The sequence below is a fragment of the Hanstruepera ponticola genome (genome assembly GCF_012931685.1).
Classification (GTDB): domain Bacteria; phylum Bacteroidota; class Bacteroidia; order Flavobacteriales; family Flavobacteriaceae; genus Hanstruepera; species Hanstruepera ponticola.
This window is the reverse complement of sequence record NZ_JABANC010000005.1, coordinates 20,465-45,312: the sequence shown is the minus strand read 5'-3', so window position 1 is coordinate 45,312 and position 24,848 is coordinate 20,465. Positions and strand designations below refer to the sequence as shown.

The 24,848-nt window shown below is 31.7% G+C and carries 21 protein-coding genes; all 21 read left to right on the top strand.

Annotated features, from left to right (window positions below; all coding sequences use genetic code 11):
• Positions 1-2: 2 nt before the first annotated feature.
• A complete protein-coding gene (locus tag HGK31_RS11810) occupies positions 3-995 on the top strand; it encodes a polysaccharide deacetylase family protein (RefSeq protein WP_191860190.1) in 993 nt (330 codons plus the stop codon).
• Positions 992-2,140 (top strand): glycosyltransferase family 4 protein, encoded by a 1,149-nt coding sequence (locus HGK31_RS11805; RefSeq protein ID WP_191860188.1) that lies wholly within the window; start codon positions 992-994, stop codon positions 2,138-2,140. The genes HGK31_RS11810 and HGK31_RS11805 overlap by 4 nt, the downstream gene beginning before the upstream one ends.
• A gap of 149 nt (positions 2,141-2,289) precedes the next feature.
• Complete coding sequence (locus HGK31_RS11800) at positions 2,290-3,573, top strand: MBOAT family O-acyltransferase (protein ID WP_394368044.1); 1,284 nt, start codon at positions 2,290-2,292, stop codon at positions 3,571-3,573.
• Positions 3,574-3,579: 6 nt separating this feature from the next.
• Positions 3,580-4,527, top strand: a complete 948-nt coding sequence (locus HGK31_RS11795; protein WP_162919997.1) for an SGNH/GDSL hydrolase family protein — start codon at positions 3,580-3,582, stop codon at positions 4,525-4,527.
• Between the two features lie 6 nt (positions 4,528-4,533).
• A complete protein-coding gene (locus HGK31_RS11790) occupies positions 4,534-5,682 on the top strand; it encodes a glycosyltransferase family 4 protein (protein WP_191860184.1) in 1,149 nt (382 codons plus the stop codon).
• Entirely contained in the window at positions 5,669-6,466 is a 798-nt protein-coding gene (locus tag HGK31_RS11785) for a class I SAM-dependent methyltransferase (protein ID WP_191860182.1), read from the top strand. Before HGK31_RS11790 ends, HGK31_RS11785 begins: the two co-directional genes overlap by 14 nt.
• A complete protein-coding gene (locus HGK31_RS11780; protein ID WP_191860180.1) occupies positions 6,463-7,635 on the top strand; it encodes a glycosyltransferase family 4 protein in 1,173 nt (390 codons plus the stop codon). Before HGK31_RS11785 ends, HGK31_RS11780 begins: the two co-directional genes overlap by 4 nt.
• Complete coding sequence (locus HGK31_RS11775; RefSeq protein WP_191860178.1) at positions 7,622-8,521, top strand: sulfotransferase; 900 nt, start codon at positions 7,622-7,624, stop codon at positions 8,519-8,521. Before HGK31_RS11780 ends, HGK31_RS11775 begins: the two co-directional genes overlap by 14 nt.
• 1 nt (position 8,522) lies before the next feature.
• Positions 8,523-9,587 (top strand): glycosyltransferase family 4 protein, encoded by a 1,065-nt coding sequence (locus HGK31_RS11770; RefSeq protein WP_191860176.1) that lies wholly within the window; start codon positions 8,523-8,525, stop codon positions 9,585-9,587.
• Positions 9,587-11,284, top strand: coding sequence for an asparagine synthetase B family protein (locus HGK31_RS11765; RefSeq protein WP_191860174.1), 1,698 nt, complete (start codon positions 9,587-9,589; stop codon positions 11,282-11,284). The genes HGK31_RS11770 and HGK31_RS11765 overlap by 1 nt, the downstream gene beginning before the upstream one ends.
• Positions 11,284-12,402, top strand: coding sequence for a glycosyltransferase family 4 protein (locus tag HGK31_RS11760; RefSeq protein ID WP_191860172.1), 1,119 nt, complete (start codon positions 11,284-11,286; stop codon positions 12,400-12,402). The genes HGK31_RS11765 and HGK31_RS11760 overlap by 1 nt, the downstream gene beginning before the upstream one ends.
• Positions 12,395-13,555 (top strand): glycosyltransferase family 4 protein, encoded by a 1,161-nt coding sequence (locus HGK31_RS11755; RefSeq protein WP_191860170.1) that lies wholly within the window; start codon positions 12,395-12,397, stop codon positions 13,553-13,555. Before HGK31_RS11760 ends, HGK31_RS11755 begins: the two co-directional genes overlap by 8 nt.
• On the top strand, positions 13,555-14,013 hold the full coding sequence (locus HGK31_RS11750; protein ID WP_223115341.1) for an acyltransferase: 459 nt from the start codon (positions 13,555-13,557) through the stop codon (positions 14,011-14,013). The genes HGK31_RS11755 and HGK31_RS11750 overlap by 1 nt, the downstream gene beginning before the upstream one ends.
• A gap of 38 nt (positions 14,014-14,051) precedes the next feature.
• Positions 14,052-15,236, top strand: coding sequence for an O-antigen ligase family protein (locus HGK31_RS11745; protein WP_191860168.1), 1,185 nt, complete (start codon positions 14,052-14,054; stop codon positions 15,234-15,236).
• Positions 15,237-17,375, top strand: a complete 2,139-nt coding sequence (locus tag HGK31_RS11740; RefSeq protein ID WP_191860166.1) for a bi-domain-containing oxidoreductase — start codon at positions 15,237-15,239, stop codon at positions 17,373-17,375. It abuts the gene before it with no gap.
• A complete protein-coding gene (locus HGK31_RS11735; protein ID WP_317169739.1) occupies positions 17,350-18,564 on the top strand; it encodes a delta-aminolevulinic acid dehydratase in 1,215 nt (404 codons plus the stop codon). Before HGK31_RS11740 ends, HGK31_RS11735 begins: the two co-directional genes overlap by 26 nt.
• A complete protein-coding gene (locus HGK31_RS11730) occupies positions 18,561-19,259 on the top strand; it encodes a WecB/TagA/CpsF family glycosyltransferase (RefSeq protein WP_191860164.1) in 699 nt (232 codons plus the stop codon). The genes HGK31_RS11735 and HGK31_RS11730 overlap by 4 nt, the downstream gene beginning before the upstream one ends.
• Before the next feature lie 15 nt (positions 19,260-19,274).
• On the top strand, positions 19,275-20,366 hold the full coding sequence (gene wecB / locus HGK31_RS11725; protein ID WP_191860162.1) for a non-hydrolyzing UDP-N-acetylglucosamine 2-epimerase: 1,092 nt from the start codon (positions 19,275-19,277) through the stop codon (positions 20,364-20,366).
• 102 nt (positions 20,367-20,468) lie between these two features.
• Complete coding sequence (locus tag HGK31_RS11720; RefSeq protein ID WP_191860160.1) at positions 20,469-21,605, top strand: glycosyltransferase family 4 protein; 1,137 nt, start codon at positions 20,469-20,471, stop codon at positions 21,603-21,605.
• Positions 21,606-21,672: 67 nt separating this feature from the next.
• On the top strand, positions 21,673-22,434 hold the full coding sequence (locus HGK31_RS11715) for a polysaccharide biosynthesis/export family protein (protein ID WP_191860158.1): 762 nt from the start codon (positions 21,673-21,675) through the stop codon (positions 22,432-22,434).
• Positions 22,435-22,437: 3 nt separating this feature from the next.
• Positions 22,438-24,777 (top strand): GumC family protein, encoded by a 2,340-nt coding sequence (locus HGK31_RS11710; protein WP_191860156.1) that lies wholly within the window; start codon positions 22,438-22,440, stop codon positions 24,775-24,777.
• The last annotated feature ends 71 nt before the right edge of the window (positions 24,778-24,848 follow it).

Below are 24,848 nucleotides of genomic sequence, written 5' to 3'. Positions count from 1 at the left end.
TTTTGAGCAAAAGTAAAAAAATATACTTGTCAATTACCATAGATACTGAATGTGATAAAGGTGCTAAATGGAAAGTTAAACAGCCATTATCCTTTATTAATATTTATAATGGGGTTGTGAAAAACTTGCAACCTATATTTGAGAAATATAATGTTAAAGCAACCTATTTGTTAAGCCCTGAAGTTATTCAAGATTCAAAATCTGTTGAGATTTTTAAAAGTTTTGGAAATAAAGTTGAGTTAGGAACACATTTACATTCAGAATTTATTGAACCAGAAGCAAATTTTAATGCTGATAACACCAAGCACTACCAAAGTGATTTTAAGCCCGATATTGAAAAGGAAAAACTTAAAAATTTAACTACATTATTTAGTGACACATTTGGTTATCAACCGCTGTCATTTAGAGCAGGTCGTTTTGGGATAAGTAAGTATTCGTTGAGATTTTTAGAGGATTTAGGATATACTGTGGATAGTTCAGTAACACCAGATTTACAATGGAATAACAAAAATGGTAATTCTGTTAATTTTTTTGGATCACCCTACCAGCCTTACTATCCATCTTATAAAGATTTTAGAAAAGAAGGAGATATGCGCATACTACAGGTGCCAGTTTCGTTAATGAATAGAACGCTATCAAAAGTTCCTTTATCAATAAAAAGAAAAATAAAATTAAATACATCTTACCAGCACATTTTATTCAATTATACTACAAGGTTTTCTAAACCAAAATGGTTAAGACCTACTTACTCTAATGTTGAGGAAATGAAAGTATTAACGCAAGATTTTTTAAAGCTTTCTAATGGAAAGAATGTTTTTTTATGTATGATGTTTCATAGTAATGAATTTGAATTAGGCATGAGTCCATATAGTATGAAGCTAGAAAACATGAATAAAATTATTAATAGATTGGATTCCTATTTAGAATGGTTAACAAAAGAAATGGATGTTTCTTTAATCGGTATGTCTGAAATTAAAAAGCATTATACCTCATGAGAGTTGGATTTATTATGAATAATCATTATCCGAGACTTGGCGGTATGGAGTACGCAGTCCATAATTTAGTTTTAAGCCTAAATAACTTGAATGATGTAACTGCTTCAGTAGCTTGTGCAACATTACCAGAAGTACCAAAAGATTTTGAATATCCCTATAGTTGTTATCGGTCAAAGAGTTTTTGGCGTTTTACGCCTTGGCTCTTAAAACAAAACCGCTTAAAAATGATTAACGAAGAAAAAGTAAATGTGCTTCATGGGCCCATGCTGCATGGTGGAGGTTTTACTGCGGTTAAATTAGGAAAAACCAAAGGTTTGCCAGTTATCGCGCATTCAAGAGGTGCTGATGTTCAGGTGGTTAGAGAGATTGATTATGGTGCACAGCTTTACCCAGATTTAATGAAAAAATTAAAATATACTATTAAGAATTCAGACAAATTAATTGCTGTAAGTCAATTAAATAAGGAAAATATGGTTGATTTAGGAGCAGACCCTAATAAAATTGAAGTCATACATAATGGAATCTTAATTGATAAAATTAATGAGATAAATTTTATCAACCAGAGACCAAGTCATAATTTGTCAGAAGAGGATTTTGTATTGATATCAGTAGGTAGAAATAGTTCTGTAAAAAGGATGGATTTACTATTTCAAGCATTACAAAAATTAAAGACCGTAAAAAAAATCAAATGTGTATGTGTTGGTCCTGAGACCAATCTAGCTGAATTAGCTTCTAAATATGATGTTACAGATAAGATTGTTTTACCTGGTAGAATTCCTAAATCTAATGCGGATAAATTGAATCCTCCATATGCTGATCTTATAAATTGGTACAGGTCATCGGACCTATATATTACTACATCTTATGTTGAAGCTTTTAGTGGTGCAGCCACAGATGCACTAGCTTGTGGCTTGCCAATAATTATTGGGCAGAAACATGGTGTTTCTGATGTTATCGAAAAGAATAAAACAGGTTGGATTATGACGAAAGAAACTCCAGGTGAATTGGCTGACCTAATCATGCATCTATACGAGGAAAGAGAATATTTAAAAACAATTAAAACTGATATTAAAAAATCTGTATCCCAACTTACATGGGCAAATATAGCAGTTCAAACAAGAGCTGTTTATAAATCAGTAGTTTAAGTATGTTATTTAATTCATTTGAATACTTAATATTTTTACCAATAGTATTCTTGCTTTATTGGTTTGCTTTCAATAGAAAATTGAATTGGCAGAATTTATTTTTGTTAATTATAAGTTACATTTTTTATGGTTGGTGGGACTGGCGTTTTTTGACATTAATAGCATTTAGCTCACTAGTTGATTATAATGTTGGATTGCAAATTGATAAAACAAAAACAATAAATAAAAGAAAGCTTCTTTTGGCATTCAGTCTAATTGTCAATATTGGTCTTTTAGGATATTTTAAGTACAGTAATTTTTTTATTGAGAATTTTAAATTAGCGTTTGAATCTATTGGGATTACCATGCATTTATCCTCTTTGCAGATTATCCTACCAGTAGGTATAAGTTTTTATACGTTTCAAACCATGGGCTATACTATTGATGTTTACAGAAGAAAAATCAATCCTACTAATAATATTGTTCAATTTTTTGCTTATGTAAGCTTCTTTCCTCAATTAGTTGCTGGCCCAATTGAACGTGCTAAAAATCTATTACCGCAATTTCAAGTTAAAAGGAAATTTCGATATGATTATGCAGTTGATGGAATGAGACAAATATTATGGGGATTTTTTAAAAAAATGGTTATTGCCGATAATTGTGCACTTTTTGTAAATCAAGTGTTTGATGCTCCTGAAGACTTTAGTTTTATAACGCTAATTTTTGGCATGTTACTATTTGCCTTTCAAATTTATGGTGATTTTTCTGGATATTCAGATATTGCTATCGGAACTGCAAAATTATTTGGTTTTAACCTTATGCAAAATTTTGCATACCCATATTTTTCTCGGGATATAGCCGAATTTTGGAGACGTTGGCACATATCATTATCAACATGGTTTAGAGACTATGTCTATATTCCACTTGGTGGTAGTAAAGGAGGTACTGTAATGAAAATCAGAAATGTATTTGTGATTTTTTTGGTTAGTGGTTTTTGGCATGGAGCAAATTGGACCTTTATAATTTGGGGATTTCTTAACGCTTTGTTTTTTTTACCGCTTATATTGATGAATAAGAATAGAACATATTTGGATATTGTAGCTGTTAATTCTAGTTTGCCATCATTAAGAGAGTTTTTAGGGATAATTTCTACGTTTGTATTGACAACGTTTGCTTGGGTATTTTTTAGGGCTGAAACATTGGGAGACAGTATGAATTATTTATATCAAATAGTAAATGGTAATGAAGGGATTTTGCGTTATCCAATCGTTATACTATGTTTATCTGTTATTTTGATTTTAGTTGAATGGATTGGTCGGAAAAGGGCACACCCTTTAGCAATTTTAGAGGGATACCCAGTATTATTTAGGCAATTAGTTTACTTGTCAATACTGTTATTAATAATATTATTTATGCCAAATGAGGCTAATTCATTCATTTATTTCCAATTTTAACCTGCTATGAGAACATTTTTGTTAAAATCATTGGTTTTTCTCATGTTGGTCATAGTAATTTTTTACGCACTAGACCAAATGGCGCTAAATGGATTAAATAAGTTACGGGATGATGATTATAAGGATTTACATTTACTATTCAACAATGAAATAGATGATGAAGTTTTAATTGTAGGATCATCTCGTGCATGGAATCACTTTGATGTTAGTGAAATTCAAAAAATAACAGGAATAAGCACAAGAGTAGTCGGATTGTCAGGTGCGGATTTTAACATGCAAAGAGTGTTGTGGGAACAAGCTTTAAACAATGTGAGTGATACAGAATATATTGTTCATGTTGTTGGATCATTAGAATTTTCAAAAAGAACAGATGGTGTTTTTAGGAAATATAAGTTTTATCCATTTTTAAATAATCAGTACGTGCAGTCTAACCTATCCAAGATTCAACCAGATTTGTGGAAAGATCAATACTTACCAATGTATAAATTTCATGGTTACTACAACTATTTTCTTAAAGGATTAAAATTGAATTTTGTGAATCCAAGTTATGATGAGTATTATAAATATAAAGGATTCACTGGATTTAAAAATATATGGAATGGTACTATTACCGTAGAGTCTAAAGTTATATCTGATGATGATATTAACAAAGGCATGAACTTTATTGAGTATGAGGCAAAATTGGCAGCCGAAAAAGAAAAGCAGTTAATATTAGTATATACACCAGAACACAAGGTTACCGATTCCTTAATAAATGGAAAAAATAAAATTATAGAACGTTTAAATGATTTGGCTTTAAACCATAGCAATATGCATTTTTTAGATTATTCTAAATGGTACGGAAATGATGATATTAGTTTGTTTAGCAATGCGACACATCTAAACGTAAAGGGAGCAAAGTTGTTTTCACAGACATTTGCTAAAGATTTTTTAGAAATATTAAAGAATAATTAAAGTAATATGAAACTAGCTATTTTAGCAAACTCATATTTGTTTGATAAGACCAGTCCAGTAAATGGTACGTTTGTACAGCTTCATAATTTAGCTGTTGCATTCAGTGAATATGGATTGGATGTACATTATATATGTGCTACAAAAGAGAGAAGTAAACCAAAGTACGAATTATCAAACGGGATTCATTTCTATTGGATTCAAAAAGAACAGGGTTTGTTGGAATGGAAAAAATTAATGCTAGTCTATCAAGAAAAACTTAATGCACTAAAGCCAGATGCAATTTATACACGTGGTAGAAATGTTTTGCAATATGTTGCTGGAAAATACTCTAATGCTCATAATGTACCTTACGTTTGGGGAACTAATGGAGAAGATAGTGCTGAATTTTGGAAAAATATAAAAAGATTGAAAGGCAAAAACAAATCACTATTTTACAAAGTTGCACTTTTGCCTTTTAAATTTTACGAAGACATGTATATCAATAAAGGTATGTTGATGCCTGATTATATTGTTAATCAATCTGTCTATCAGCAAGAAACTACTAAAAGGTATTTAAAAAAGGATGGAATTATTTTGCCAAGTTATTTTTTACCAATTCAGAATGAGACATCAAAAAAGAATGAAATTTTGTGGATGGCAAATCTTTCACCAGGGAAACAGCCAGAATTGTTTATTAAATTAATCCAGAAGGTTGATTTAAAAAATTGGAAAGCGATTCTGGCTGGTGGATCAGTTAATAATAGTTACGAAAAGAGTATTAAAGATCTAGCCTCTAAATTTGATATTTCAATGCCAGGGAAGATTGAGTTTGAAAATTCATTTAAATATTATCAAAACGCTAAAATTTATATAAACACAAGTAGACCAGATGCCGATGGGTTACCAAATGCTTATATACAAAGTTGGTTAAGTGGAGCCATAGTTTTGTCTCTACATCATGACCCCAATAATTGGATGCAAGATTATAAAATTGGTTTTTGTGCTGATGGTAATTTAAACTTACTAGCCAAAAAAATTCAGAGCCTAATGAAGGATAAGGATTATTTGAAAGAAATGAGCAATAATGCAATTGTATTTGCAAATCAAACTTTTTCCAATCGTAATACTATAGAAACTTATATCAAACTTTTTAGGAATTGTAATGAAAGTATATAAAAGAATAAACAATGGTAAAATGGCAGAATTTGATATTTCAAATGCAGACAATGCTAACTTTTGGTCTGAACATTGGGGTAAATCATCAGTTAAATCCGCCATTGAAAAATCCGAAACAGGATATATGGGAGGCTCTAAATTTCTATTAAGCTCCATAGTAAAGGATGATAAAGTTTTGGAGGCTGGCTGCGGAAAAGGGCAAATTGTTGCTGCTCTGGAGCATAGAGGTATTGAAGTAGTAGGTATTGATTTTTCAAATGAAATTATAGAAGAAATCAAGGATTTTAGACCTAGTTTAAAAGTGCAGAAAGGAGACATTCGAAATTTACCTTTTAAGGACAATGAATTTTCGGTCTATCTGTCCCTAGGCGTTATTGAGCATTTTAGTAATCCTGAAGATGTGGAAACAATTCTCAATGAGGCAAAACGTGTGACAAATAGACTGATATTCTTAAGTGTTCCATATTTTTCTCCGGTTTTAAAGAAAAATTATATCAAGCTTAAAAATAAAGAAAATGAAAAAGGAGAATTTTATCAGTATTATTTTGATAAAGATGAAATCGAAAACCTGTTAACAAAGCACGGGCTAAAGACTTGTAAAGTTTCATATTATGCAACCTACATTGGATTAAAAAGATATCACTTTTTGTTTAAACAACTTCATAAATTTCCTCTATTTAGATTTACCTTTATTAGATCAAAATGGATTTTGGACAAATTTTTTGGTAAGAAGTACGCTCATATGATTGGTTTATGGACATATAAAATGAATAGTAATTCATGAAAAAGAGAATCTGTATTGTAATGCCTTGGCATATATCGGAAAGAGGAGGTGGTGCAGAGGTGCAAGCGAATTATCTATCTCAAGCTTTAGCTGAAAGAGGCTTTAAAGTTTCCTACGTTTGTCAAACTACTACTGCTAATAAGGTAAATACTCATGAGGTAAAGAATAATGTGCTAATCCATTGGTTAAAACCTTCAGGTAGATTCCATTGGATGGACCAAAATAAATATGATTATATCCTTAAAAAGCTGCAGCCAGAAATCATAGTCCAAAGATTATCCTCAAACGTAAGTTATGTAATTGGGAAATATTGCAAAAGCAATTCCTGTAAATTTATTTGGATATGTACAGATAACTTATCGCCATATAAAAACTATCACGTATTAAAGTTTAAAAAGAATAACACAGTTGATAAAGTTGGATATATAAAGTACCATGTGTTTTTGAAAAATGCACAAATCATGGATTGGTTTCGAAATAAGGGAATGAAGCAAGTAGATATAGCATTTACTCAAAATATCAAACAGTCCAAAATTTTAGAGAATGAGTTTGATATGAAATCCGAAAGAATGATTTCTGGACATCCAACTCCTAAATTCCATTTTGAACCCCAAACTAATTTTTCAAAAAAAACAATTATATGGTGTGGTAATTTTGGACTAAATAAACGACCACAACTGTTCGTTGAATTAGCAAATGCTTTAATTGAAAGAGATTATAAGTTTATTATGATAGGAAGCCATAGTGATAAGGCATATGTTAGTTCTATTTTGAAAAATAAACCGGATGGTTTGCAGGTTACGGGTCAATTATCATTTGAAGAATCCTTAAGCTATTTTGACAAAGCTTCACTATTGGTTAACACATCTAAATCTGAAGGGTTTTCAAACACTTATATTCAGGCTTGGTTGCGTGGTTTGCCAACATTAGTTTTTGGAGCTGACCCAAGTGATGTCATTGCATCTAATAATCTTGGTTATGTGTGTAACGATGTTAGCGAGGCTGCTAAAAGTATAGAGAAAATTTTATCAGACTTTAATGAGTATGAAATTCTTGCAAATAATACCAAAACTTTCGCTACGAACCATCATACTATAGAAATAATGACAGATCACTTTTTAAGTGTTTTAAAGCAAAACAAAACAAGCGTACGAATTGAAGAATTATAAAAACATACAGCAACCTATCATATTTATTGGATCAGGAAGAACAGGAACAACCATTATTTATGAACTTGTGTGTAGGCATCCTAGTTTAGCCTATCCGTCAAACTATCAGCAAAAATTTTATAAATACCCAGTAATTAATTTAGCTAGAAATATATTTGACAATAAACTTTGGCGAAAGTTTGGCCAAAAAAAACAACTTAATAAAACAGGGTTTTTAAACAAATACCATTTTATACCAGGAGAAAATTTTGGCATGTGGAATTACTTAACCGGTGAAGACATTGATTTTTCGAGAGATTTTTTATTAGATACTAAAATAAGCCAAGAGCGAATAGATTTTATAAGAAATTATTTTAGCAAAATGGTTATTTATCAAAATAAAGAGCGCTTGGTAATGAAAATTAATGGAGCACCTCGAATTTCATTTCTATTACAGCTGTTTCCAGATGCTATTATTATAAGTTTAAAACGAAATAAAATACCAACTTTAAATTCATTTCTAAAAGTTAACTTTTGGAAAAAACGAGGTTATAATAAGCTGTGGTGGTATGGGGCTTATTCTGACAAAGAATTGGAATTTGCTGAATCCATTAAAACGGACCCAGCGTTAATAACCGTATTTCAATTGTGTAAAATTGATCAAGTTGCAGAAATGGAAGTCAGAAAATTAAAACCAAAATATAGTGAAATACATTATGAAGAATTTGTCGAAAACCCTTTGCAAACGCTCAATAAAATTATTGATGTAGGAAACCTGAAAGAATATGATTTTTCAAATGATTTGAAAGAAATAAAAGTATACAATCAAAATAAAAAAGACACTGAATATTTTCCTGATGAAAAACTTGTTGAAATCAATAAAATAATTAAAAACTTTTCAAGCTAAAGTGTTGAAGCCAAAAATCATTCATATAGTTAATTTACAATCCTATGGTGGTATTCAAAAACTAACATTGGAATTAACCTCATCGTTAAATGCAATGGGTACTGTTGAGAACCATATATTGGCAACCAAAACTATAGATTTGCTTTCAGAGTCATTGCCTCAAAACGTAAATATTATTAAATTTAATAATCAAAATCCTATACTAAAATTTAAAAAAGTTCTATCACTATTTAAGGATTATGATATCATTCATTTTCATGGACCATTTACATTTATTCAATTGGCGGCTATGTTTTCTAATAAAAAAATAGTCTACACTGAACATGGTACGTTGCAAAAAGCAAATATTAAATCCAATTTCAAACATTTAATTCAAAAACGAATTGTTGGTAAAAACTTTTTAGAAAAGTTTGTGGATAAAGTTATTTTTATTTCAAAATGGATTCAAAAAGATTTAGACATAAAAAACAAAAGTCAGATTGTTATTTATAACGGATTGAAATATCATGAGCCAAACATTATAAAAAACGAAAAATTCATTTTAACCATCGCTGCACGCCTAATACCAAAAAAAAGAGTTCATTTGGCTATTGAATTAATGCATGAATTATACAAAGACACATCAATTAAATTGCAAATAATTGGTGATGGTAATGAAATGGAAAATCTTAAAAAACAAGCAGGAAATCTATTAAACAAAACTGTTTTCTTTTTAGGTTATCGTAAAGATGCTTATGATCTTATAGCCTCTTCAGATATATATCTTATGACTACTGATATGGAGCCTTTCGGTTTAGTTGTTTTGGAAGCCATGATGAGTCAAACCTTGGTATTATCATATCATGATTCGGGTGGACCTACTGAAATATTTGAAAATCAATTTTCACGACTACTTGTAAATAATGTTAGCGAAATGGCTGAAGCAGTATTATATTGGAAGGAGCATCCTGAAAAAAAGGAGATTATTGAAATGGAGTTAAAAAACCTTTACACACAAAAATATACATTAAATCATATGGCAGAAAACTATAGTAAGGTGTATTTTGAATTATTTGAAGCAGTATAATGAATAGTAAAGAACAGATAATCCCAGGTTTTTTAGGAATTGTTGGTTTAGGTGTTGAAAAGTATCCTACAGCTGAAGTAAATCTAAAAGAAACTATAAATAGTTCGTTTTTTAAATTATTTGTCACTCATGGTGAAACTGAAAATCAGGTTAAGTATTTTGTTTCAAAAAATAGGTTTTTATGGACTGGTGGACTTAAATTAAAGGAAGATTTTGAATTAGATAAATTTAAGCCAAAAGATGCCGATCATAAATTTGTTTGCGTAGATTTTCATGAAAAGGTTATAGAGATCTACACGGATCATTATTCCAAAATTCCTTTGTTCTATTTGAGTAAAAATGGAACCTTTTATTTTTCTAGTTCTTTGGAGTTGTTGTTAAAAGCAACTGGGATGAAAAGCTTTGAAATTAACAATGAAGGATTACTGTTTCATTACAATTTCGGATTTACATCCTTTGATCATACATTAATAAATGGTTTAAAATCATTAGCTGGAGGGAAGCAGCTTATTCTAAAAAATGATCAATTAACCGTGCGAAGTTATTTTGAGTTTTATAAAAATTTAACCTCTAATACGGCAACTATTGATACAAATATTCAAACGCTTGACAATTATTTGTTTGATTCTACAAAAAACGTTTTAGCAAGTAATAAAAATATTGGAATTGCTTTAAGTGGTGGTGTAGACTCTGGATATTTAGCTCAAAAAATTCATGAATGTGGAAAGACTTTTAGAGCTTATACGTTGGGTTTTAAAAATGACTATAATGAATTTGATCGTGTTGATTATCTATCAAACCGCTTAAATTTTACGACTAAAAAAATCATTTTAAGCCCAGAAGATATTATATCCAATTATCTTGAAGTTAGTCAGCATTCTAGTTTTCCTATTGGTTTTAATAATTCTATCTTAAATTTCATATATAAAGAAGCACATCAAGATGGCGTAGATATTATGTTTGATGGCGATGGAGCAGACCGTTTGTTTCTTGGTATGAATAAATACTTGCAACTCAAGAAAATTTTGAATTTATATGCAACAGCCAAAAACGTAAATGTCCATAAGTTACTCGCTAAAATGTTGAAATTGGTTCGGCATCCCATAGGAAGTAAATTGAGATTCTATTTCCTAAAATTCAACAACAATTTTCCTTTTTATGGAGAGCGCAAATTACCAAATGAGTTAATTTATGATTATGAATTTGAAAAACTCCTGAATGATATTGCTATACCTGAAGAGTTAAAGGCTTTTTCAAGCGAAAAGGATAAGTGGCTGTTCTTCTCTTTTTTTAGTGTGTATTATACACCTACGTTTTTCTTTCACACACCCTATGAGTTACAATTGAAGCACAATATTGTGTCTAATCCGCAATTTTGGTCGGATAAATTGGTTAAATTGGCATTGGAGATTCCAGTAAGTCAAAAGCTTAATGGTAGAACAACGAAAATGGTTTTAAGGAAAGCAGCAAAATTGAAAATAGATGATGGTTATTGGAATTTATCAAAAATTGGACTTCAGAATTCATTTAGTTATTTAAAAAACTCTGAAGTAGGAAAAAGCTTTATAAACGAACAAGTTCAACAGATTAAGGAAAGTGACTCATACCAATATTTAGTTAATGCTGTTCCTGATAAATCTATAGATGCCGAGCGTTTAATACCATTTCATATCTGGAAAACAAATATGTTAAAGTGATGAATAGCCGCAGTACAAATACCACATTAAAAATATTATGGCTATCACCAAACCTTAATCATTATAAGGCACGTTTTTTAAATCATTTAGCAAAAGAAGTTGATATAGATTTAACTATACTTTCAGGAGCCGGAAGGGAGGCAATGGGAGACGCCCAAATTGATGAGGATTGGGTATTTCAACACAAAAAATTAAATGTACTAAAAAAAAAATTTGGCACATCTAAATTGGTGAGAGAATCTTTGAAAGTATATTTTAATAAATATGATTGGATATTGATTCCTGCTGAAAAGAAAAATTTGTTATTATTTCTCTATGCTAATTTATTAAAATCAAAATCTTCAAAAACAAAGTTATTTTCTTACAACCATCCAATATTAAAGTCTGGAAATGGTAAGATTTCATACCTAGATAGACTTCTGACTAAATTTTATTATAGAAAATTGGATAGGGTTGTTTTCTATACAGAACAGAGTTGTAAATGGGCTCTACAGAATAATTTGATTGAACCTTCAAAAGCTTTTTGGGCTAATAATACGATTGACACCAATGAAATTGATGAAAATTATATTTTTCAACTTCCACCAGAAAATAAACCTAATATTCTTTTTATAGGAAGGTTGATTGCTACAAAACGCATTCAAGATTTAATGTCTTACTACAAGGAGTTAAAGAGTCATATCCCAAACCTTACTTTGGATATTATTGGTGATGGCCCAGAAAATTCTCTCATAAAAAAAGCAGCTGAAACGGATTTGGATATTACATGGCATGGTACATTAGTCAATGAGGTAGATATAGCACCAATTATGAAAAAAACAACTTTAGTGTTTATTCCAGGACATTCAGGGCTGTCAATTAATCATGCTTTTGCGTATGGACGACCTTATATTACGCTCAATGGGCCAAGCCATGCCCCAGAATTGGATTATATTGATTCAGGTATTAACGGTTACGTTTTAGACGATGACATAAATACTAACATTTCGATCTTAAAAAAACTACTACTAAATAGAAACATGTTAGAAGGGTTTTGTGAAAACGCTAAAGTAAAAGGTGAATATTTAGCTGTAAAAAACTGGGTTAATCAATTTAAGTTAAGTCTTCAGTATGACTAAAAAGCCAAAAATACTATTTATAGGCCCAACACCACCACCATATTCAGGTCCTGAATTAAGTATGCAACAATTCTTGGAATCAGAATCATTAAATTCTGAATTCGATATACAGTTCTTAAAAACCAACTTTAGAAAAGATAATACCAAAAAAGGAAAGTTAGATTTATCCATGCTTTCTAATTTCTTTATATTCTTTTCAAAACTATTGAAATTACTCATTTCAAAAAATCCTAATTGTGTTTATTACCCCATTACACCAACTCAAATAGGTTGGTTAGGAAGGGATGTTTGGACTATTTTGTTAAGTAAGCTATTTGGTGCTAAAGTTATTATTCATTTAAGAGGAAGTCATTTTAAATTAAACTTCAAAGAATTTAATAGTATTGTAAAAAGAGTTGTCGGATTTAGTCTAAAAAAAGTAGACTGTGGTATTGTTCAAGCAGCATATTTAAAAGACCAGTTCGCACCATATATTCCTCTAAATAAAATGGCTGTACTTTATCAGGCCATGGACATTGAAGAGTTTTCGCCAAATTCTGAAATACCAATTGAAAAAGGAAAAATTCTAGTGATGGGCCACATGACAAAGGCCAAAGGTTATACTGATATATTGAAGATAATTCCTGACATTTGTAGTGATTTTCCGTTTGCTAAATTTTACTTTGCGGGAAATATTAGAAAAGGCGAACGCGGTGTATTTTATAATCAGTTTACGGGAGAAAAAATAGCTTATGAGGATCCTTTTGAAGTTGAAAATACGATATTAAATTCAGAATTTAAGGATAATTACATCAATTTAGGAATTATAAGCGGAAATAATAAAATGGAGCATTTACAGTCATCTGATATTTTTTTAACGGCATCCTATTCTGAAGGCTTCTCTAGGTCATTATTGGAGGCAATGGCAATTGGTAAACCAGCCGTATTTACGCCTGTGGGTGCACATCGTGAAGTTTTTGAAAATACAGTGCACGGTTATTCGTTTGTGCCAGGTGAATTGGACGGTTTAAAAAATGCTTTAAAAACAATGCTTCAAGATGAAGTGACACGGATAAAGATTGGTTTGACCAATAGATCGCATGTAGTATCACGATTTTCAATCGATACTATTTCAGAAGATTTTAAAGCAATTATTTTAAAGGTATTAGCGTAATGAAGACATTTATTAGAAAAATGATACATCTATTGGGTAACTTACTTCGGTTTTTCCACATGTCATTTTTAAGGGCTTCAGGTGCTCAAATTGGCAAAAACACTATGATTAGTTTAGGTGCTAAAATTGATGTTAGGCGAGGCAAAGTAATTATTGGTGACAATTGTTTAATTACTCATGGTTGTTATATTTTATCTCACGATGGTGCTGCACATGTACTTAATGATGAAGATACAGGAACAGGATACGTTACTATTGGAGATCATGTGTTTATAGGTGTAAATACCGTTGTTATGCGAAATGTCACTATTGGAAATCATGCTATAATTGGAGCTGGATCCGTAGTTAATAAGGATATTCCTGAAGGTGTTGTTGCGGCTGGCAACCCAATTAAAATTCTAAAAGAAATACCAAAGCCATATAAGTCATTGCCTAAAAAGCACAAATCCGTAGAATGATATTAATAGCGCTTCTTATTTTAATCACAATTGTAATTGTGAGACTTCAGAAGGGTGTTTTTGCAGCTCTAATCATAATTGCTGCAACAAAATCAATAATTGACGCATTTTGGGAATTTAAAGTGGGGCCACTATCAATTTTATCTCTTCAAGGAGTGTTGGTTCCAGTTTTATTTTTTGATGTTTTAAAAAAGAGAAAACAATTTCCTACAAGTTGGTTACGGTTAGCAAATATTTATTTTTTAGCCATGGCTTTTGGATTGGTATGGGGTTTTATTGAAAAACCGTTTGGAGCAATAGAGCATGTTTTTTTAAGTGTTAATGCTTATTTAGGTTTTTTTTTGATCCCCATGGTGGTTACCGATCAAGCCAGACTTAAAAAGCTATTGTTGGCGATAATGATATGTGGGATATTTCCAATATTGGTGAGTATTTATCAGTTTCAAACTGGCGTAATATTTCAGCAAAGAGAAACCGTAGGATTGATACGTTATGTAGGGTTTTACCATGACGCATTTCCTGTACGTTTTTACGGATTGATGACTTTAATGGCTGTACTGATTCATACTACAATTTTCAAAAAGAATTCTCTATTTCTGAAAATCTTTATGGTTTTAATTAGTATGGGAGCCTTTTTCTCAATTTACTTGGTTTTTAGTAAAGCAGCTGTTGGAATAATTGGTCTATGGATTGTTTTATTGTTATTGTTTTCCAAATCAAAATTAAGCCAAGGTTTCTCTTTGGTTATAGGTATGTCAGTAATTTTTCTAGTATTTGGCGATACCTTTTATGATAATTTAGAGCAATTGTTCAGCAAGGAAATAGGGTATGATTCAGGTGAGGTAAAAGATGCACGTTATACCTTGGCAGGAAGAGGTTATATTTGGGAAGGTGCCTGGGAATTTTGGACCACGAGGCAGACTGTTTTTTTTCAATGGATGGGAGACGGTTTAGTGAGACCAGTTCATAATGAATTTTTAAGGGTTTTACTTGCAAACGGTATAATAGGCTTGATATTATTGGTTACTTTTGTATTCTCAATGCTAAAAAAAGTTTTTAAAATTCATAAAAACGTTCGGGTGTTCGCCCTCATGTTCTTCGGAATGTATATGATTGATTGTATAGGGCTGGTTCCAGGTGTTTATTACTATTATAATATTTTGGTATGGGGATTTATTGGGCTATTATTATTAAGAAACGATTTATTTATTAAGAAAATTTAAATGCAACAACTCACACAAAAGCTTGGTTCTGGTGATATGGTTATTCAAGAAGTACCTTATCCACAATTAGGAAAAGGAATGGTCATTGTTAAAAACCACTATTCAATAATAAGTGCAGGAACAGAAGGATCTACAGTGCAAGCTGCCAGAAAAAGCTTGTTAGGCAAAGCTAAAGAACGACCGCAACAAGTTAAACAAGTTATTGATACTTTCGTAAAGCAAGGACCTATTCAAACTTATCGAGCCGTTATGAAGAAATTGGATGCCTACTCACCTTTAGGATACAGCTGTGCTGGTGAAGTTATTGAGGTGGGCGAAGGTGTTACCGGATTTGAAATAGGTGATAGAGTAGCGTGTGCTGGTGCAGGTTATGCCAACCATGCTGAAATTGTTTCAGTGCCTGTAAATTTGTGTGTGAAGTTGCAACCTTCAGCTGATTTAAAAAATGCTGCATATAATACTTTAGGAGCCATTTCTATGCAAGGTGTGCGCCAAGCAGATTTGCGTCTTGGGGAATCTTGTGTCGTTATTGGTTTAGGATTATTAGGTCAATTAGCAGCATTAATTTTGAAGGCTTCAGGTGTCACAGTAATTGGCGTTGATGTCGCTGAATCTGCCGTTAAACAAGCTATTGCATTTGGTGCTGTTGATGTCGGATTAATCCGAAACGCTCATGGTATTGAAGAACAAATTTTAAACGCTACTAATGGTATAGGAGCAGATGCCGTAATTATTGCTGCTGCTACCTCAAGTATGGATCCCATAAATTTTGCTGGTGCTATAGCGCGTAAAAAAGGCAAAGTAGTTGTTTTAGGTGCTGTGCCAACTGGATTTGATCGCGATCCATTCTGGTATCGTAAAGAATTGGAACTGAAAATGGCCTGTTCTTATGGGCCAGGACGTTACGATTTAAATTATGAAGAAAAAGGTATCGATTATCCTGTTGCGTATGTCAGGTGGACTGAAAAACGCAATATGGAAGCATTTCAATCACTTCTGGTAGCGAATAAAATTAATATTGATTATTTAACCACGCACGAATTTGATTTTGATAACGCCAAACAAGCTTTTGACTTGGTAGTTGATAAATCTGAACCTTTTACTGGTATTGCCTTAAAGTATGATATTACTAAAGAACCATCAAAGCATACTATAAAGACTTCGGATTCTCAAGCTTTAGGAAAAGTCAATATTTCCTTTATTGGTGCCGGAAGTTATGCTCAAGGGAATTTATTACCAAATATTCCAGACGATTCCATTGTTGGAAGGGTTGGAGTTTTAACCAATTCGGGTACGACTTCAAAACGCGTTGCTGAAAAATTTAAATTTCAGTTTTGCGCCAGTGAGGAAGCAGATGTTTTAAACGATAAAACCAATACAGTTTTTATTGCTACACGCCATGATTCACATGGGCCTTATGTTATAAAATCCTTACAAGCTAATAAGCATGTATTCGTTGAAAAACCTTTGTGCCTAAAAGAAGAGGAATTGGAAAAGATTATTGAATTGAAAGAAGCTTCTGATAAATCCGTTATGATTGGTTTTAACCGTCGCTTTTCACCGCTTACAGAAAAGCTTAAGAAATCTTTGGGTAATAATCCCGTATCCATGATTTACCGAATTAATGCAGGAGCTATACCTAAAGATAATTGGATACAGGATACGGAAATAGGTGGTGGTCGTATTCATGGTGAGGTTTGTCACTTTGTAGACTACCTAACTTATATTAACGGAAGTTTACCAATCAAGGTTTCGGCAACGGCCATACCAGATGCCAACCAGTTAAATGATACGCTTAATGTATTGCTTCAATTTGAAAATGGTTCTACAGGAGTAATTGCTTATTATTCAAATGGTTCAAAATCATTATCTAAAGAATATATTGAAGTGTTTTCAGCTGGCTTTTCAGGTGTTCTTAATGATTTTAAAGAATTGAAATTGTATGGAAAAGGTAAGCCTAAAAAGAAAAAATTATTTAATCAAAATAAAGGTCAAAAGGAGATGGTAGAGTCCTTTATCAATGGTTTAATTAAGGATGGAAAAGCGCCAATTCCTTTTAGCGAAGTAGTTGCTGTAACTAAAACTTGTTTCGGAATTATTGAATCTATAAAACGTGGAGGAGAGCAGGTTGACATCTAAATTTCAAGAAAGTTTTTTAAAATTGAAAGCCTATTGTGAAGCAGAAAACTTTAAAGGCTGGGATCCTTATGATGGTCTTAACTCTAAAGTGTTTCAGGTATTACCATTGAAGCATTGGGATTTGGCACGTTTAGCTTGGATTCAAGGTTTTAAAAGAAGTCCAATTAATTTCAGAAAATTGCTATTAGTACCTAAAGAGCACAACGCCAAAGGTGTGGCACTATTTTTACTTGGGTATTGTAAGTTGTATGAAGCTTCATTAAATGGTGATAAAACATTTGGTAGCCCAGACACTATTCTAAATCAGATTAACAGTTTAACACTGTTGCTTTTAGATATGAAATCTGAAGGCTATTCAGGCGCATGTTGGGGCTATAATTTTGATTGGCAAGCCAGAAGATTATTCCTATTTAAAAAAAACACGCCTACTGTTGTTGCTACTGCCTTTTGTGTTGAGGCACTTTTAAAGAGTTTTGAAATAACTAAAAATGAAGCTGTACTGAAAGAAACTTTGACAGCAGCTGAATTCGTGATTAACGATTTATCTAGAACACCAAAAGGCAATGGATTTCTATTCTCATATAGTGTTCAAGACGGTAATAATACAGTAATCAATGCCTCTCTTTTAGGTGCTAAAATTTTGAGTTATTCTTATAAATACACTAAAAACGAAAAGCATTTAACACTGGCTAGAGAGGCAGTTTCAACTGCTTGTGATTTACAAAACAAAGATGGTTCTTGGATTTATGGGTTATTGCCTATTCAGTCATGGATAGATAGTTTTCATACAGGTTTCAACTTGGATGCTATAAAAACATATCAGCAAAATACGGGTGATGCATCCTTTCAGAAATTTATTGATAAAGGGATGGACTATTATACCGCTAATTTTTTTGAAGAAAACGGAATGCCAAAGTATTATCATAATAAAACATACCCCATTGATATTCACTGTCCAGCACAAATAATAGTAACTTGTTCTAAATTAGGTGTTTTTCAGGATAATTATAATCTTTTAGAAAAGGTTTTAAATTGGACTATTGAAAATATGCAGCACAAAAAAGGCTATTTTTACTACCAATTAAAAAAAGGAATGAGCTCCAAAATATCGTATATGCGATGGAGTAATGCTTTTATGTTTAATGCGATGGCTCATTATAATTTAGAAATGATTTCTGATATCAAATGATTACCGAAACTCTGAATGGTGTAAAAACTTTTGCTCCCAATTCTCGAAAGGAATTGATGCAATATGCAATGGCTCATAAAAAAATTATGATTGCAGTTAATGCTGAAAAAATTTTGCATGCCACAGATGAAACTCGTGAACTAATTAATAGAAATCTTGGTTATCCGGATGGTATTGGAGCCGTTTGGGCATTACATAAAAAAGGCCATAAAGAGGTTGTGAAAATTCCAGGTTGCGAACTATGGCTAGATTTAATTCAAGAATTTTATAAGGATAAATCCTTTTATCTTGTTGGTGGTAAACAAGATGTTATTGAAGATACTATTGCAAAAATAAAGCGAGATTTTCCTGGAATCAACATCTGTAATTATAGAAATGGTTATCTAAAAACTGAAGCAGAAGAAGATGAGTTAATAGCGGACATAGTAAAGCTCAAACCCGACATTGTTTTTGTAGCCATGGGTTCGCCTAAACAGGAATTGTTAATGGAGCGCATCCAAAAAAAACATCCAGCAGTTTATCAAGGTCTTGGAGGAAGTTTTGATGTTTATACCGGACACGTTAAACGAGCACCAGATTGGTGGGTTAAAAACAATTTGGAATGGACCTATAGATTGATTAATCAACCATCAAGAATAAAAAGACAAATACATTTGGTTAAATTCTTTGTTAATTTGCATCTAAATAAGTACTAAACCTATCTAAAACATATGTACAATATTACAATCATTGCTGGTGCTAGGCCTAATTTTATGAAGATAGCACCTATTATCCATGAAATAGAAAACGCTAAAAACAGAGGTAATGCAATTGATTACAGATTAGTACATACGGGTCAGCATTATGACAAAAATATGTCAGGTGATTTTTTTGAACAACTTCAAATTCCTGAACCTCATGTTAATTTAGAATGTAGTGGTGGAAGTCAGGCAGTACAGACAGCTAACATTTTGATAGCATTTGAAAAGGAGTTACTTGCAAATCCAACAGATTTGGTTTTGGTAGTTGGCGATGTAACTTCAACCATGGCATGCGCTTTAGTAGCTCAAAAGTTGCACACAGAAGTTGCTCATGTAGAAGGAGGTATTCGTTCAAATGACTGGACAATGCCTGAAGAAATCAATCGATTGGTAACAGATAGTATATCAAATTATTTTTTTACAACTTCAGAGACTGCGAATGATTACCTAAAGAAAAGTGGTGTAAAGGATGAACAAATATTTTTTGTTGGTAATACCATGATTGATACTCTTTTGAAACAAATGCCAAATTTTAAGAAGCCTTTAGTATGGAATGAATTGTCATTGAAAACAAAAGAATACATTGTAATGACTTTGCATCGCCCTGCAAATGTTGATGAAGAAAACCAACTAAAAGAAATGATTAGTGAGATTATGAAACATTCTGGCAACATGCCAATTGTGTTTCCTGTTCATCCCAGAACAGCGAAGATTCTTGAAGGATTAGATATTAGTCATAATCGATTACATACAGTCAGTCCGTTAAGCTATCTAGAATTTAATTTCTTGGTTAAAAATGCTAAAGCAGTCATTACTGATTCAGGAGGAATAACAGAAGAAGCATCAATTATGAATGTACCCTGTATGACCTTGAGAGATAACACAGAAAGACCAGAAACCATAACTTTAGGCACTAATGAGTTGGTAGGAACAAATCCAAGTAATATTGCTCCATATTTAAATAAACTATTTTCTGGAAACTGGAAGCAATCAAAAGGCATTCCGTTATGGGATGGACACACAGCAGAAAGGATAATAAAACACTTATTGAATTTGAATTGATGTAGTTTAAGAAATTGTAAAAAAGACAATAAGTTATCGAAAACAGCACAACATAATCGAAGATATTAACGATATTTGCATTATAATTATTCTGATGTAAATATGTTAAAAGAATTACTTGACTCATTCAACCCTGGAGATTACTTGTTTCCATGGCTGCTTTTTGCAGGGGTTTTAGCATTTTATATAGCTTACACTACTTTCCCAACCATATTATATGTAGCACAAAAAAAAGGGTTGGTTGATGTTCCTGGAAGCAGAAGCGCACACACAAAAAGTGTCCCAACACTTGGTGGCATTGGTATTTATATTAGCATGGCTTTAGTAATCACTATTACGGGTGCGATATTACATTCTAGTACTTTATTACTGGTTATGGGATCACTGACAATTCTTTTTTTTCTAGGTTTAAAAGATGATTTAACAGTTCTTTCACCACGAAAAAAATTCATAGGTCAACTTCTCGCTGCTTTACTTGTTATCGTTTTTACTGACAACAGAATTATAAGCTTCTCAAACATTCTTGATATTCAGACTTTACCATACTGGGTGTCTATCAGCTTTACATTGTTTGTTTATATTTTAATAATTAACGCATACAATTTGATAGATGGTGTTGATGGATTGGCTGGTACTGTGGCGCTTGGTGCTAGTGGTATTTTATTATTTATTTTTATTAATAGTGAAAATTACAGTTTAGCTACATTAGCTATTGCCGTTATGGGTTCATTAATAGCATTCTTAAGATTGAATTTCTCCAAAAAGAATAAGCTTTTTATGGGAGACACTGGATCAATGATTATTGGATTTTTAATTGCCTTTTTTGTAGTCAGTTTTATCAACAATGCTCAACTTAATGAATCATCAGTAATTCATAAAACATCTCCTGCCATAGCTTTGGCTATTTTATTTTATCCGCTTATTGATACATTAAGGGTAGTTATAATCAGAGTTTTTAAATTGAAGACAAATCCATTTATGCCTGATAGAAATCACATCCATCATCTTTTTTTAAAAGCAGGATTCAGCCACAAAGCCACAACTTTTATAATAGTTTCAATTAATTTATGTGTTTTTGCCATAGCAATTAATTTAATTAAATTGAATTTAAATACACAGATTATTGCGCTTTTAATTTATGGTTCGTTATTGTATACAATTCCGTTTTTAGCCAAAAAAAAACTATTAAAAATTGAAATTTTAAAAGCTAAACCTTCACTTAATAAGAAGACCATTTAAAGCACAATTGCTTTTGTAGTTGTAACAATTGCTACTATATTTGTCTTTATAATGGAACGCTTTCTTTATGAGAATTTTTTTATCTGTAATTCTAGTTACTTTTTTTTTAAGCTCCTGTGTTTCTAAAAAAGAAATATTTTATCTTCAAGATGTTGATGACTATAATAATAGTCCTGTATCATATCAAGATATTACAATTCAACCTAATGATATTTTAAAAATATCCGTTGGTGCTTTAGTACCTGAAACAGCTAAACCCTACAATAGAAATTTTCAAGGAGACATGCGTCAAAATTCTCTTGAAATCATGAAGCTAGAAGGTTATTTAGTTTCAAAAGATAAGACAATTGATTTCCCAAATCTTGGTACCATTTCTGTTGAGGGAATGACTACAGCGCAATTAGAAGAGCATATTAGAAAAAAACTAACAGATGAAGGACACTTGGTACAACCATCTGTAACCATTCGTATTTTAAACGCAAAGGTTACGGTGCTTGGTGAAGTCAATAATCCAGGAACTTATTCGTTTACGGAAGAAAGTATTACTTTGCTTCAAGCCATAGGTTTTGCAGGCGACTTGACCATAAGAGGGAAAAGAGATGATGTTTTGGTCATGAGAGAGGTTGATGGAGTACGTAAAGTGACACATTTAGATTTAACATCATCAAGTTGGTTAGAAAGCCCTTTTTACTTTGTTAAACCCAATGATGTTATTGTTGTTAATCAAAACCCTCCAAAAGTTACTTCGGCAGGATATGTGGGTGATATTGGAACTTTATTAGGGTTAACATCGGTTATTTTAAGTGTCATTATTCTTGTAACTAGATAATAAATGGAAAACAATCCTATAAACTCTTATTTTCAGCAAGATGACAGTCATGTTGATATCAAGCATGAGATAAAGAAATATTTAAGGCATTGGCCTTGGTTTGTTTTTGCTCTGGCATTGTCAATGACCATTGCTTATGTGTATTTAAGATATTCTCCAAGAATATATGAGACTAGTACTAAAATTAAAATTCTTGATGAGTCAGACGGATTGGAATTGCCAACCTCAGCTTTTGTTTTTAAACGATCTAATATCAATCTTGAAAATGAAATAGAAATTCTCACATCTTATCCAATAATTGAGCAGGTAGTTAGAAAGTTAAAATTGAATACTACTTTTCAAGAAGAAGGACAAATTCAAATTTCCAGAATTGCCCAATTGCCTTTTCATTTTGAGCAACATATAAAGCCAGATAGTATATTTGGTAGTTATCAATATGAAATTTTGGTTAATAAAAATAATTTTGAAGTTATTGATTTAAAACATGGGAAGGAGTTTGTGTTTGAGAATCATAATTCTTTTGGAAAAGAACATGGACTTCCCTTTGATATAACCCTATTTAATAAAAAAGATTTAGCTCAAATTGAGGATAAAAAATATGTTGTGAGATTATCCCCAATTAAGCCCACAACACTCAGATTAAAATCTAAAGTAAAAATAGATCCAGTTGGTGAGCAAAGTGACTTACTGAAATTAACAATGAAATCTGAAAGTACGGAATGGTCTGAAAAAGTACTTGATTCTTTGGTGAGTGTTTTTAATCAAGACGGAATAAAAGACCGGCAACAGGTATTTAGAAATACACTCAATTTTATTGAGGAAAGATTTGTTGATTTAGCCAAAGAACTTGATACCATTGAAATAGAGAAGAAAGAATTTAAACAGGATAATAATTTAGTTTTTCTCCCAAGCGATGCTGAATTAGGTTTACAAAAAAGAACACAATCCGAAGAAGAATTATTTAAAATTGAAAATCAAATAGCTCTATCGCGTTTGGTTGAACAGGCCTTAACTAGAGATGACGATGATAGAGGTTTGCTTCCTTCAAATATTGGAATAGAAAATAATAGTATCAATGAGTTGATTGGTGAGTATAATACCGCAGTATTTGAATACGAGAAATATAGTGCAAGTGGAGGGATTAATAATCCAATGGTTAAACAATTACAATCTACAATCATGGGGTTGAAATCCAACATTAACCAATCTTTAAGAACTTACAAAAATCAACTAGAAGTTTCAAGGAAACAATTGGATGCACGAAATTTGAAGTTTAGAGGTGAGGTTGGTAGTATTCCTGAAAAGGAAAAATTATTGAGAGAGATAGATAGGCAACAAAAAATAAAAGAAAGTCTTTACTTATTGTTATTACAAAAACAAGAAGAAGCTGGAATTAATTTAGCAGTAACAGAGCCCTCTGTAAAAGTTGTTGAAAATGCTCTGTCAAGTTCAAGCCCAATATCTCCTAAATCAAATGTGATTTATGCTGCAGCATTGTTGGCTGGATTATTATTGCCATTTGGTGTGCTTTATTTGATTTTCATGTTAGATACCAAAGTTCATGATAAGAAAGATATTGAAAAAACTGTGAAGAATGTACCTATAATTGGACAAATACCTGAAGTTAAAGATAAAGAACACCTAATTTTTGAGAACCCAAATGACCGATCTATTTTAGCTGAATCTTTCAGAATTTTAAGCTCAAATGTGCGTTATGTATTGCCTAAAAAAGAAAATAATAAAGGGCATGTTATTTTTTGTACATCTACCATAAAAGGTGAAGGTAAAACGTATGTCAGTATTAATTTATCCTTGGCACTATCAAGTTTAAATAAAAAAGTGCTTTTAATTGGTGCAGATTTAAGAAATCCACAAATTCATACCTATTCAACAAAAGATAAAAATGCTAAAGGTTTATCAAATTATTTGTTTGATTATAGTTTAGATTGGAAGACATTATTGTTAAAAGGGTTTAAGAATCATAAAACACATGATGTTCTTTTGTCTGGTGCTATTCCTCCAAATCCTGCACATTTACTAACTAACGGTCGTTTTGATGATCTTATCAATGAGGCCAAAGATATATATGATTATATTATAGTTGATACGGCTCCAACAATTTTGGTGACTGATACTATGTTAATTTCGCATTTATCTGATACACATGTTTATATTGTTAAAGCAAATTACACTGAAAAGAATTTGTTAGAATTTTCTAAAGAGTTGAATGATTCGGGTAAATTAAAAAATATGGCTTATGTTGTAAATAGTGTTGGGACTAGTAAGTCGCGAGGCTATGGCTATAATTATGGCTATGGTTATGGCTACAGTGATGTAAGTTAGATTCCGTTTTTAAGTTTCTTTTAAAATGACATTGTAAGTTTTACTTTGGTTTACCGACCATTGTTAAAACT